At 62.7% G+C, this 13,068-nt stretch carries 12 protein-coding genes; all 12 read left to right on the forward strand.

Features of this window, described 5'->3' with window-relative positions; genetic code table 11:
* Positions 1–61 precede the first annotated feature (61 nt).
* The 12 genes from glgX to C4J85_RS15125 all read left to right on the forward strand — a co-directional run bounded on the left by glgX (position 62) and on the right by C4J85_RS15125 (position 13,059).
* Positions 62–2,221 carry a glycogen debranching protein GlgX gene (gene glgX / locus C4J85_RS15070; RefSeq protein WP_124363041.1) on the forward strand — a complete coding sequence of 720 codons (2,160 nt, stop codon included), beginning with the start codon at positions 62–64 and terminating at the stop codon, positions 2,219–2,221.
* Between the two features lies 1 nt (position 2,222).
* Positions 2,223–3,221: an acyl-CoA dehydrogenase family protein gene (locus C4J85_RS15075; protein WP_124410073.1), complete on the forward strand. Its 999-nt coding sequence runs from the start codon at positions 2,223–2,225 to the stop codon at positions 3,219–3,221.
* Complete coding sequence (locus C4J85_RS15080) at positions 3,218–3,976, forward strand: PIG-L deacetylase family protein (RefSeq protein WP_124410074.1); 759 nt, start codon at positions 3,218–3,220, stop codon at positions 3,974–3,976. The genes C4J85_RS15075 and C4J85_RS15080 overlap by 4 nt, the downstream gene beginning before the upstream one ends.
* Positions 3,973–4,572: an SAM-dependent methyltransferase gene (locus C4J85_RS15085; RefSeq protein ID WP_124410075.1), complete on the forward strand. Its 600-nt coding sequence runs from the start codon at positions 3,973–3,975 to the stop codon at positions 4,570–4,572. The genes C4J85_RS15080 and C4J85_RS15085 overlap by 4 nt, the downstream gene beginning before the upstream one ends.
* Complete coding sequence (locus C4J85_RS15090; protein WP_124410076.1) at positions 4,569–5,228, forward strand: glycosyltransferase family 2 protein; 660 nt, start codon at positions 4,569–4,571, stop codon at positions 5,226–5,228. Before C4J85_RS15085 ends, C4J85_RS15090 begins: the two co-directional genes overlap by 4 nt.
* A gap of 129 nt (positions 5,229–5,357) precedes the next feature.
* Positions 5,358–6,119 (forward strand): PIG-L deacetylase family protein, encoded by a 762-nt coding sequence (locus C4J85_RS15095; protein ID WP_124410077.1) that lies wholly within the window; start codon positions 5,358–5,360, stop codon positions 6,117–6,119.
* 158 nt (positions 6,120–6,277) lie between these two features.
* Positions 6,278–8,434: a TonB-dependent siderophore receptor gene (locus C4J85_RS15100; RefSeq protein WP_124410078.1), complete on the forward strand. Its 2,157-nt coding sequence runs from the start codon at positions 6,278–6,280 to the stop codon at positions 8,432–8,434.
* 170 nt (positions 8,435–8,604) lie between these two features.
* Complete coding sequence (locus C4J85_RS15105; protein WP_124410079.1) at positions 8,605–10,098, forward strand: methyl-accepting chemotaxis protein; 1,494 nt, start codon at positions 8,605–8,607, stop codon at positions 10,096–10,098.
* 418 nt (positions 10,099–10,516) lie between these two features.
* Positions 10,517–10,756, forward strand: coding sequence for a hypothetical protein (locus tag C4J85_RS15110; protein WP_124363049.1), 240 nt, complete (start codon positions 10,517–10,519; stop codon positions 10,754–10,756).
* Between the two features lie 160 nt (positions 10,757–10,916).
* Positions 10,917–12,062 carry a sensor histidine kinase gene (locus C4J85_RS15115; RefSeq protein ID WP_124410080.1) on the forward strand — a complete coding sequence of 382 codons (1,146 nt, stop codon included), beginning with the start codon at positions 10,917–10,919 and terminating at the stop codon, positions 12,060–12,062.
* A 40-nt stretch (positions 12,063–12,102) separates the two neighbouring features.
* Complete coding sequence (locus tag C4J85_RS15120; RefSeq protein ID WP_124367210.1) at positions 12,103–12,333, forward strand: DUF6429 family protein; 231 nt, start codon at positions 12,103–12,105, stop codon at positions 12,331–12,333.
* A 105-nt stretch (positions 12,334–12,438) separates the two neighbouring features.
* Complete coding sequence (locus C4J85_RS15125; protein WP_124410081.1) at positions 12,439–13,059, forward strand: LysE family translocator; 621 nt, start codon at positions 12,439–12,441, stop codon at positions 13,057–13,059.
* The last annotated feature ends 9 nt before the right edge of the window (positions 13,060–13,068 follow it).

Genomic DNA, 13,068 nt, shown 5'->3' on the forward strand with positions numbered 1-13,068 from the left:
GAATAACTGTCAGTACGGCCGCGTTCGGCCCGAAAAAAAGAATCCCTGCAGGAGCAACACCATGAGCAAGCCCGAAAAAGCCTCAACGACGCCGGACCACGAGCCGTCGCGGATTCGTGAAGGTTTGCCCTTCCCTCTTGGCGCCACCTGGGACGGCCTGGGCGTCAACTTCGCGCTGTTTTCGGCCAACGCCACCAAGGTCGAACTGTGCCTGTTCGATGATGCTGGCGAGGTGGAACTGGAGCGCATCGAACTGCCCGAATACACCGACGAGATCTTCCACGGCTACCTGCCCGACGCCCACCCCGGGCTGATCTACGGCTACCGTGTGTACGGTCCCTACGACCCGGCCAACGGCCATCGTTTCAACCACAACAAATTGCTGATCGACCCCTATGCCAAGCAACTGGTGGGCGAACTCAAATGGTCCGAAGCCCTGTTCGGCTACACCATCGGCCACCCCGACGACGACCTCAGCTTCGACGAGCGCGACAGTGCGCCCTTCGTGCCCAAATGCAAGGTCATCGACCCGGCGCACACCTGGGGCAATGACCAGCCGGTGCGCGTGCCGTGGGACCGCACCATCATTTACGAGACCCACCTGCGCGGCATCAGCATGCGCCACCCTTCGGTGGGCGAATCCGTGCGCGGTACCTGCGCCGGGCTGATGGAAGATGACGTGCTCAAGCACATCCGCCAGTTGGGGGTTTCTTCGGTCGAGCTGTTGCCGGTCCACGCCTTCGTCAACGACCAGCATTTGCTGGAAAAAGGCATGACCAACTACTGGGGCTACAACAGCATCGCGTTTTTTGCGCCCGACCCGCGCTACCTGGCCAGCGGCAAGATCGCCGAGTTCAAGGAGATGGTCGCGCACCTGCATGAGCAGAAGCTCGAAGTGATCCTCGATGTGGTCTACAACCACACCGCCGAAGGCAACGAGCGCGGCCCTACCCTGTCGATGCGCGGCATCGACAATGCCTCGTACTACCGGTTGATGCCCGATGACAAGCGCTTCTACATCAATGATTCCGGCACCGGCAACACCCTGGACCTGAGTCACCCCTGCGTGCTGCAGATGGTCACCGACTCCTTGCGTTACTGGGCCACCGAGATGCACGTCGACGGCTTCCGCTTCGACCTTGCGACGATTCTGGGGCGCTACCGCGACGGCTTCGACGAACGTCACAGCTTCCTCGTGGCATGCCGCCAGGACCCGATCCTGCGCCAGCTCAAATTGATCGCCGAACCCTGGGACTGCGGGCCCGGCGGCTATCAGGTGGGCAACTTCCCACCCGGCTGGGCAGAATGGAACGACCGTTTCCGCGACACCGTGCGTGCGTTCTGGAAAGGCGACGACGGCCAATTGGCGGACTTCGCCGGGCGCATGACGGCCTCGGGCGAGATGTTCAACCACCGTGGGCGCCGACCTTACAGCTCGGTGAATTTCATCACCGCCCACGACGGTTTTACCCTGCACGACCTGGTGTCGTACAACGACAAGCACAACGAAGCCAACGACGAAAACAACCAGGACGGCAGCAACAATAACCTGTCGTGGAACCATGGCGTCGAAGGCCCTACCGACGATCCGGAAATCAATGAGCTGCGCCTGCGCCAGATGCGCAACTTCTTCGCTACCCTGCTGCTGGCCCAAGGCACGCCGATGATCGTGGCCGGCGATGAATTCGCCCGCACCCAGCACGGCAACAACAATGCCTACTGCCAGGACAGCGAAATCGGTTGGGTCAACTGGGACCTGGACGACGACGGCAAGGCGCTGCTCAAGTTCGTCAAACGCCTGATCAAGTTGCGCCTGGCTTACCCGATCCTGCGTCGTGGGCGCTTCCTGGTCGGCGACTACAACGAAGACATTGGCGTGAAGGACGTCACCTGGCTGGCGCCGGATGGCAATGAAATGACCACTGAGCAGTGGGAAGACAGCAACGGTCGTTGCCTGGGCATGCTGATGGATGGCCGCGCCCAGGAGACCGGGATTCGTCGTGCCGGTGCCGATGCCACTCTGTTGCTGGTGGTGAATGCCCATCACGACATGGTCAATTTCCGCCTGCCACCGGTGCCACAGGGCGAGTTCTGGAATTGCCTGCTCGATACCAACGACCCTGCGGTGCGTGGCCAGGAGCGCTTTGACTTCGAACACGAGTACGCTGCCACCGGCCGCTCGCTGCTCCTGTTTGAGCTGCAACACGACGACGAGGTGTGAGATGGCGTTGCACGGATTCCTTTCCGGCTACCGGGGCTATGCGGACACGCAAGCCCTGGGCAAGGCCTTGAAGGACCTTCAGGAAGAAGGCCTGGACCAACTGCCGTTGCCCGGCAGCGGCCAGACGCTTTCGCGCTATAGCGGGCTGGCGCAAGTCGCCGGCCATGACCTGCGCCTGTGCAAGCTGTTCGAAGGCCACACCGATGCGCTGGCGATCATTGCTGAACTCGACAGCCCGCTGCCGCCCTTGGGCAGCACCTGGGGGATGTGGGCCGCCGAGCCGCCGAGCGCCAAGGTGCGCGTGCGGCGCGACGGCCAGCGCTTGATCGTCGACGGGCGTAAAGCCTGGTGTTCCGGTGCGTCCGTGGTCTCGCACGGGTTGTTGACCGCGTGGGACGAGGAGGACCGTCAGCAACTGGTGGCCGTGGAAATGGACCAGCCGGGCGTTACGGTAACGGATGAAGGTTGGGATGCGGTGGGCATGGCCGCCACCGGCAGTGTCGAGATCGTCTTCAGCGAGGCCAGGGGCCTCGCAGTCGGCGGGCCCGGCGACTATCTGGCGCGCCCGGGGTTCTGGCATGGCGGCATTGGCATTGCGGCGTGTTGGTATGGCGCGGCGCAGCGCCTGGCCGAAGTGCTGCGCGAGCAATGCAGCAAGCACCCTGAGCCGCATGCCCTGGCCCACCTCGGCGCGGTGGACAGTGCATTGAACAGCGCAGCCTGCGTGCTGCGCGCCAGTGCCGAGCAGATCGACCGGGCACCGACCGCCGATGCCCGGTTGCTGGCCCAGCAAGTGCGCGCGTGCGTCGAGGAAACCGTCGAGCAGGTGATCCAGCATGTCGGCCGTGGTGTAGGCGCGGGGCCTTACTGCAAGGACCCGCACTTCGCCCAATTGATGGCGGACTTGCCAGTGTACGTACGCCAAAGCCACGCCGAACGCGACTTGGCCGCCCTGGGCATGCAGGTCGCCGGCGAACCTTCAGGGAGGTGGCAGTTATGAAACCCAACCCGATTGTCGGCCAAGGCACCTCCCTACATTACTGGCAAACCTCGTCGCGCCTTGCTGAACTGCCGCATATCAGCGTTGAGCAACTGGTACCGGAGGGGCACCGTGCGGTCATCATCGCCCCGCACCCGGACGATGAAGTGCTCTGCTGCGGCGGTTTGCTGCAAGGCCTGGCCGATCTGGGCCGGCCCATTCAGTTGATCTCGGTCACCAACGGCAGCGCCAGCCATCCAGGCTCGCAACGCTGGCCGGTGCAACGCCTGAGCGTGGTGCGCCCCCAGGAGTCGGCCCAGGCCCTGCATCGCCTGGGCTTGCCGATGCACAGTCTGAAGTGGCTGCGCGCCGGGTTCACCGACAGCAAAGTTGCCGAGCGCGAGGCAGAACTGGCCGTGTTCATCCAGCGCTACCTCAAACCCGACGACGTGGTGTTCGCCACCTGGCGCGAAGACGGTCATTGCGACCATGAGGCTGTCGGCCGCGCCAGTGCGAAAGCCGCCCAGGCCGTGGGCGCCACCTTGTACGAACTGCCCGTGTGGACCTGGCACTGGGCGACCGCCGAAGACGGCATGGTGCCGTGGCACCGTGCGCGCAAGATCCCTTTGACGCCCGAGAGGGTGGCGCGCAAACGCCATGCCATCCACGCCTTCGCCAGCCAGCTGGAGGGCGACCCCCAGATCGGCCTGCCACCCGTGCTGGCGCCCTATGTGGTGGAGCGCTTGTTGCAACCTTTTGAAGTGGTGTTCGTTTGAGTGTGACAACCCCCTATTTCGACCAGATGTTCGCCGGCAACGACGACCCCTGGGCGTTCCGCCAGCGTTGGTACGAACGGCGCAAGCGCGCCATGACCCTGGCGGTACTGACGCGCGCGCGTTATGCCTCGATCTTCGAACCGGGCTGTGCGAACGGCGAGTTGAGCGCCGAGCTGGCGGCGCGCTGTGATCGCTTGCTGTGCTGTGACACGGCGAGCGCTGCGGTGACGCTGGCCAAGAAGCGGCTCGCAGGGTTTTCCAACGTACAGGTGGAGCAATGCCGGTTGCCCGAACAGTGGCCATCGGGGCAATTCGAGCTGATCGTGTTAAGTGAGCTGTGTTACTACCTTGACGCCGCTGATCTCGAGCGCCTGATTGACCGCTGCCTCGACACCTTGACGGATGACGGCCAACTGCTGGCGTGCCATTGGCGCCCGCCCATTGAAGGCTGCCCGCAAACTGCTGAACAGGTCCACGCCTTGCTCCAGCAGCGGCTGGGCCTGCATTCGGTCGTGCGTCACCATGAAGAAGATTTCCTGCTCGACCTGTGGGGCCGCGACGGCGCCTCGGTCGCCAGCCTTGAAGGCCTGGGATGATTGGCATTCTGATTCCAGTGCACAACGAAGAAGCGTTGCTGGGCGAGTGCCTGAGGGCTGCACAAGTAGCCGCCCGTCATTCGGATCTGCACGGCGAAGCGGTACAGATCCTGGTGGTGCTCGATAGCTGCAGCGACGGCAGTGAAGCCATTGCCCGCGCGCACGGGGTGCATAGCCTGGCGGTGCAGGCGCGTAATGTCGGGCATGCCCGTGGGGTTGGCGCGCAACATCTGCTGAACCTGGGCGCGCGCTGGATCGCCTGCACCGACGCCGACAGCCTCGTGGCTCCGGACTGGCTGGTGGCGCAACTGGCGCTGGGCTGCGACGCCGTGTGCGGCACCGTGACCGTGGACGCCTGGAGTGCAGACTTCGACGCGGCGGCGCAGATTCGCTATCACCAGGCTTACCAGGCCCGCGACGGGCATCGGCATATCCACGGCGCCAACCTCGGCGTAAGCGCCAGCGCCTATCTGCAGGCCGGTGGCTTTGAACCCCTGGCGTGCCATGAAGATGTGCAGTTGGTGCGCAACCTGGAACGTTGCGGTGCGTCCATCGCCTGGAGCCACAGCCTGCAAGTGATCACCAGCGCCCGCCTGGAGTGTCGCGCCCAGGGTGGTTTTGGTGACTATTTGAAGAGCCTGGTGCAGGTTTCGTAAAAAGAACCACATTTCTTGTCTATGCTTATAACCCACTGCATAGCGCTCCAGGATCGGAGCGCCGCGCACTCACCTCAGCAGAGCCTGGGATGAGCACACACGCTTGAACCGACAAGGATGTAATACCCCATGAAAACCGCCTCGTTAAGCGAGGGCCGTCGCGGCCCCGCGCAAATCTGGAACAGCGCGCCGCAGTTGGCGCATATTCCCGCTATCTCGCTGAGCAGCCTGGTACCGCCCGGCGCCCGGGTGGTGGTGATTGCCCCTCACCCCGGCGATGAAGTGCTCGCATGCGGGGGCCTGCTGCAGCTGCTCAGCACCCGCGCGCACCCGTTGAAATTAATTTCCATCACCGATGGCAGCGCCAGCCACCCTGGCTCCCAGGTCTGGTCGGCCAACCGCCTGAGCGCGGTGCGCCCCCAGGAAAGCGCCGAGGCCCTGCGCCGCTTGGGCGTGCCACTGCACAGCCTGAAATGGATTCGTGGCGGCTTTCGCGATAACGCCCTGGCCAGCCATGAACAACCGATCAGCCAATTCATCGCCCGCTACCTGCAGCCAGGTGATGTGGTGTTCACCACCTGGCGCCATGATGGCAACGATGACCACGAAGCCGTCGGCCGTGCCAGCGCCAACGCGTGCAAATTGGTGGGCGCGCAACTCTATGAACTGCCGATGTGGGCCTGGCACTGGCCGGCACGCGAAGGCTCGGTGATCCCTTGGCAACGCGCGCGCAAGTTGTGCCTCGACACTTGGAGCGTGGCGCACAAGCTGCACGCCGTGCACGCCTACGCCAGCCAGCTGATGGGCGACCCCGCGATCGGCCTTGCGCCAATGCTTGCCCAGGTGTTGCTGGAGCGCATGCGCGAGCCCTACGAAATTGTGTTCATCTAGGCAAAGGTGGCAAAACGCCGGTACCCAGCGCATGAAAATTTCGTTAACTGATTCATCTCGTAGGCTTTTTCCCACAGACTCAATCTGCCACACTGATGCGAATAATTATCAACAGATTTATTATTCGCTAAGGATGGCGTTCAGGGAGAGCTACATTCATGTCTGTGCGACACCATGGCGGCAAAGGGTTTTCACCGAGTTCGGTAGCAATGGCTATCTGCCTGACCACCACCCAGGCGACCTTCGCGGCCGAAGCCGACGCCCCGCCCACTACCATTGAGCTCGGCGCTACCGAGGTTTCGGGGCACCAGCTTGGCGAAACCACTGAAGGCAGCGAGTCGTACACCACCGGTTCGATGAAAACCGCAACCAAACTGCCCCTGACCCTGCGTGAAACCCCACAGGCCGTCACCGTGATTACCCGTCAACGCATGGATGACCAGGCGATGACCAGCATCAATGATGTGGTCAACGCCACGCCAGGACTGTTCCTCAACTACTCCAGCGGCCCCGGTCGGCAGGGCTACACCGCGCGTGGTTTCAACGTCGACAACCTCATGTACGACGGCATTCCCAGTGGCTATGACGGCGTTAACGTCGGTGCCCAGCCGAACCTGGCGATGTTCGATCGCGTCGAGGTGGTTCGCGGTGCCACTGGCCTGGTGACCGGCGCCGGTAACCCCTCGGCGGCGATCAACCTGATTCGCAAGCGGCCCCTGGCCGAGCAGAAAGTCACCTTGACCGGCGCCGCCGGCAGTTGGGACGACTACCGTGGCGAACTCGACGCGTCCAGCCCGCTCAATGACAGCGGCACCTGGCGTGGCCGAGTGGTCACCTCTTACCGCGACGCCAACAGTTTCATCGACAAGGCCGAGCAGGATCACGGTTTATTCTACGCCGTGACCGAAGCCGACCTGAGCGAAGACACCCGCCTGACCCTCGGCTACTCCAACCAGAAAGACAAGACCAACTACTTCTGGGGCTCGTCGATGATCGGCCTGGACGGTCATCACCTCGACCTGTCGCGTTCGTACAATCCCGGCACCGACTGGGAGAACAAAGACCAGGAAATCAACACCGTCTTCGTCGAACTGCGCCAGCAACTGGCCAATGATTGGGCGCTGCAGGTCAACGCCAACTATGCCGTACAAGACGCACTGTTTTCCGGCTCCTACCAGTCGCGCTGGACAGACAATACCCTGGCCCGCACCGTGTACCAGTCCGCCGCCGATGAAAAGCAGGCCGGGTTCGACGCCTTTGCCAGCGGCCCGTTCCAGGCGTTCGGGCGCACCCATGAGCTGGTCGTGGGCGCCAGCAAGCGCATCTACGATCTGACCACCCGCAACTACAGCCCGTACGATCTGAATTGGCCGATCAACGCCGGCAAACCGAATTTTACCCACACCAACACTCAGCGCGATGTCACCACCCAGGACGGCGTGTACGTCACCACCCGACTGAGCCTGGCCGACCCGCTCAAGCTGATCCTTGGCGGGCGCCTGGACTGGTATGACTACGACAACCGCGATGGCGACGGCGACTATAAAGTCACCCGTAACCTCACCCGCTACGCGGGCCTGATCTACGACCTGGACGACCAGCACTCGGTGTATGCCAGCTACAGCGACATCTTCACGCCGCAACGTGAAAAAAGCACCGGCGCCACCCCGCTCAAGCCCATCGTCGGCAAAAACTATGAAGTCGGCATCAAGGGCGAATACCTGGGCGGCGCGCTGAATGCGAGCGTGGCGCTGTTCCGGATCGACCAGGAAAACCGCGCCGTGCAGATCGTCGTGCCGGACTGCCCACAGGCCTCCTGCTACCAGGCCTCGGGCGAGATTCGCAGCCAGGGTATCGACTTCGAACTGCAGGGCGCCTTGACCGAGAACTGGCAGGTCGGCGGTGGCTACACCTATGCGCGCACCCACACCCTCAAGGACGCCGCCAACCCGCAGAAGGTCAACAAGCAGTTCGACACCGACACCCCGGAGCACCTGTTCAAGGTCACCACCCGCTACAACTTCCAGGGCCCGCTGGAAAAACTCCGCGTGGGCGGCAACGTCTCCTGGCAGAGCCGCATGTACAACGACATCCAGCTGGCGGACGGCAGCACCTATCGCCTCAAACAAGGCGGCTACGCCGTCACCGACCTGATGGCCGGCTACCGGGTCAACCAGAATCTGGACCTGCAGCTCAACGCCAACAATATCTTTGATCGGCACTACTACCAGTCCATTTCCGACGCGGTCACCTATGGCGGCGATTCCTACGGCAGCCCACGCAACATGATGCTGACGGCCAAGTACAGCTTCTGATCGTCATCCGCGGCTGCCCGCTCGGGCGGCCGTGCTTAAGTCTCCTCTCGACTTGCCGATAACCGTCTGTCGGGTTTAGTCCGGCCCCCTTCGCCACACCGGCTTTTCCTGCGGCCAGCGTGGCACGCCGCATGCTTGGTTCCTGGCCAAACCACATGGAGTACACGTGAATGCTCAACCGCACACGCTTTATGGAGCACTACCGCAAGGCCGACCGCATCATGCTGGCGTTGATCTGGCTGATGTTCCTGTTCTCCCTGGGCCTGGCGTTCTGGCATGACACCTTCACCCAGGCGCTGATCGTCGGGGGCGGCACCGGCGTGGTGCTGACCGCGCTCTACCGCGCCATTGGAGGCACCCGTGTGATGCGGTGTGTGCTCGGTGCCGGCCTGATGGTGATGGCGGCCTTGCACATCAATCAGGCGCAGGGGGTGATCGAGGCGCACTTCGGTATTTTCGCGCTGCTGGCGGTGCTGACGTTCTACCGTGACTGGCTGCCGATCCTGGTGGCGGCGCTGACCATCGCCGTGCATCACCTGGTCTTCCATGCCCTGCAGCATCAAGGCCTGCCCGTGTTCGTGATGGCGCATCATGGCGGCTGGACGATGATCTTCGTGCACGCGTTCTACGTGGTGATGGAAACGATCGCCCTGCTCTACCTCGCCGTGCACAGCCACGCCGAGGCGGTCGAAAGCCAGGAAATGCTCGAAAAAATGCTCGCTGTCACCTCGCAATTCGAAGCCGAAACCGCCCAGGGTGAAGACAAGGTGCGCGTGTCCCTCGCCAAGCGCTTCGACCACTTCCTGCAGCAACTCACCCACCTGATCGACGGCGTCGCACGCGACTCCCATGGCCTCGGCCAACTCGGCCAGGAACTGGCCACGACCAGCGGCACCCTGGAAAAAGGCGCGCGGCATCAACTAACGCAGATCAATGAGATGACCGGCTCGATGCAGCGCATGGAAGACGCCATGGGCCATATCACCCTGCACGTCGAACAAGCGGTGGAACACGCCGGCCAGGCCAGCGAGCAGATTGTGCGCGGCCAGGAAAGCGTTGGCCGCGCCCGGCATGAAATCACCCAACTGGCTTCGCGCATCAATGGCACGCAATCCACCGTACAGTCGTTGGCGGTGCAGGCCGAGCAAATCGGCTCGGTGCTGGAGGTGATCAGCAGCATCGCCAACCAGACCAACCTGCTCGCCCTCAATGCCGCCATCGAAGCCGCCCGCGCCGGCGAGCAAGGCCGTGGCTTTGCAGTGGTCGCCGACGAAGTGCGCAGCCTGGCCCAACGCACCGCCCTCTCCACCCAGGAAATCAAGACCATCATCGAAGGCCTGCAGCAAGGCAGCCGCCAGGCCGTCGAAGCCATGCACGACAGCCGCCAGGGCGTGGAGCGGTGCGTGGAAGACAGCCAGATGGCCGTCGACATGCTGCGCGCCGTGGGCGAAGACATCGCGCATATCGACCAACTCAATGGCCGCATCGCCACCACCACCCGCGAGCAGACCTCGGCAAACCTGGAAATTGTCGAGCGCCTGCAATCGGTGCAGCACATCGCGCAAAACACCGCCGACGACGTGGAAACCCTGGCCCGCAGCAGCGAACGCCTGCCACCAATTGCCGTGCGCCTGGATGCGCTGGGGCGCAGATTTCACCCCTGAGTCATGCCATCGGGGCAGCAGCCGAAGCCTCTCTAACTGCAGCCCCGCGCTCCAAATGTGGGAGGGGGCTTGCTCTAATGCCCGCCAGTTAAGGCGACACCGAACCTGTGGCGAGGGAGCTTGCTCCCGCTGGACTGCGCAGCAGTCCCATTGTTTGGGGCCGCTTCGCGCCCCAGCGGGAGCAAGCTCCCTCGCCACAAGTTAGTTCTCGATCCTGCTATTTCTTAACTGACTGGCATTAGGGCAAGCCCCCGATGGCGGCCTGAAACTAGCGAACAACTGTACCTGCGCAACTGCAGGTCATCGCCTCCCGCTCGCGCACTACGAAACTCCTGAACCTTCCGCCGGTCGATGCTTTCAAGAGGCCGACAGTGCCTCGGGTGCTTTGTGTGTGTAGTGAATGCCTGCGGAGACGGCCATGAAAGAAGCCATTAGCGATTTGCCCGGCCCTATAAAACGACAGGCTGACCGAATTTTGCGTGAGATCGAACTGGCAGGGTCGATGATCCTGGCCGTCAAAAGCGGTGCCAAAGCCCAGGGGTTCGTGCTGGGCATTACCTGCTGTGAAGGGCTGACTTCGGAGCGCTGCGAGCAGTTGGCAAGCCATTTCGACAGCGTGGTAGAACAGAGGCTGAGGGCCCTGACATTGGGCCTGTAAGGTCAGGCGCATGACCGCTGTGCGCGCGTAGATTGGATCCACGGCAGCCCCGGCACCGGCCGCCCTTTAAAAGCGGCGAACAACCTCCTACACTGCCGGGAATTTCCCTTCATCTGCGCAGCCTCGCTCTTCTGCCCGACTCGCATCAGGATTTACAGACATGCGCCTGCCCGATTTCATCCTGGAAAACCTCGAGCCAATCTTGCAAGCCTGGGAAGATTTCGCCAGAACCATCGAGACACCGGGCGAGGAACTCGACAGTGTCGGGCTGCGCGACCATGCCGAGCAGATGTTGCGGGCCATCGTCAGCGACCTGCGAACCAAGCAGACCCGCCAGGAACAAATAGCCAAGGCCCAGGGCCAGGCACCGACGGACGATCAGGAAACCGCGGCGGAAACCCATGCCATGACGCGGCTGATGGCGGGTTTCACCATCGATCAGATGGTCTCGGAATACCGCGCGCTGCGCACCAGCGTGGTCAGCCAGTGGATGCGCCAGATCAAGGACGGCACCCCGATCAATGTCGACGACATGACCCGCTTCCACGAAGCCATTGATCAGGCCCTGGCCGAGTCCGTCGCCAGCTACTCCCGCGCGGTCGAGGCGTCACGCAATATGTTCCTGGGCATCCTTGGCCACGACTTGCGCACCCCGCTCGGCGCGATCCTGCTGGGGTCCGACGTGCTACGCCGTTCACAGGACGCCGGCGCCCGCGCGACCAAAATCGCCAACCAGATCTACACCAGCGTACGCCGCGCGAGCCAGATCGTCGGCGACCTGCTCGACCTGACCCGCTGCCAGATGGGGCCGGGCATCCCGGTCAAAACCGCCGATATCGACCTTTCACCGCTGTGCCAACGCGTCATAGAAGAAATCCGCACCTTTCATCCTGAAGCTATCGTGATGTTCGACGCCAAAACCTCGGTTGCCGGGCAATTCGACGGCCCGCGCATGGAGCAGGTCTTCTCGAACATCGTCAGCAATGCGGTGCAGCATGGGGACACCACCCGGCCGATCCAAGTCGAGCTGGGCATACGCGAGGGCTTCGCGGTCTTCACCGTGCACAACAGCGGTGAAGCGATCCCCGAGGACGTCCTCCCGTTCATCTTCAACCCCATGGGCCGCTTCTCCCAGCGTACCGCGATCAATCACGGCCCCACGGAGGGGTTGGGTTTGGGCCTGTTCATTGCCTCGGAAATCGTGGCGTCTCATGGTGGGTCGATTGAGGTGAGTTCTGATACGGAACAGGGCACGGTGTTTAGTGTGCGAGTGCCGATCGATAAACCAGAGAACAGCGTTGCCTGAGAAACGAGCGGCGCCCCGATTCGCGAGAGGGGTAACCACTATGGAATACGACGAAAAGCTGATAGAGGAAGCCGTGCTGGCCCTGCTGACAGTCTTCAGCACCGATGACGGAAACTCTTGGAAGGGGCACGATTTTCAGATAATGAACCGATTACATGAACAGGGCTTTATCGATAACCCGGTAAACAAGAACAAATCGGTCTGGTTGACGCCACAAGGGCTGGAGCGCGGTCGGGAACTGGCTGATCGGCTGTTTGGGACGAGGGCTTAGGTCAAGGACAACCTGTACCTTAGTCGACATAACGCGGCCGCGATTGCCGCACCGCCCCCACTCCCTTATCCTCGACGCTCCCGTCCGACCGAATCCGGAGCCGCCATGGACCTCGCCACCCTCGCCCTCTTCCTGCCCGCCTGCTTTGCCCTGAACATGGCGCCCGGCCCCAACAACCTGCTGTCGGTGAGCAACGCCACCCGCTACGGCTACCGCACTTCCTGCCTCGCCGGTCTCGGCCGTTTGCTGGCCTTCGCCGGCATGATCGCCCTCGCCTCCGCCGGGTTGGCGGTGGTGCTGCAAACCTCGGAGTTGTTGTTCTATGGGATCAAGCTGCTTGGTGCGGCGTATCTGTTTTACCTGGCCTATCAGCTGTGGCGCGCAGACCCGCGGGCAGAAGCGGAAATAACCGCCAGCAAGGTGGGCTTATGGGCCTTGGTACGGCAAGAGTTTCTGGTGGCGGCGGGCAACCCCAAAGCCATCCTGATCTTCACCGCCTTCCTCCCGCAGTTCGTGGTGCCCGGCCAACCTATTACCGCGCAATTCGCCCTGCTGGGCGCAATGTTCCTGGCCCTGGAATGGATCGCCATCAGCGTCTACGCCTATATGGGCCTGCATATGCGCCGCTGGTTTGCCGAGCCTGGGGGTAAGCGGATCTTCAATCGGTGCTGCGCGGGGTTGTTGTCGGCGGCCGCAACGGTGTTGTTGACGGCGCGCCGGGCGTAACTCCCGCGC

Origin of the sequence: Pseudomonas sp. R4-34-07 (assembly GCF_003852375.1) — a bacterium.
Lineage (GTDB): Bacteria > Pseudomonadota > Gammaproteobacteria > Pseudomonadales > Pseudomonadaceae > Aquipseudomonas.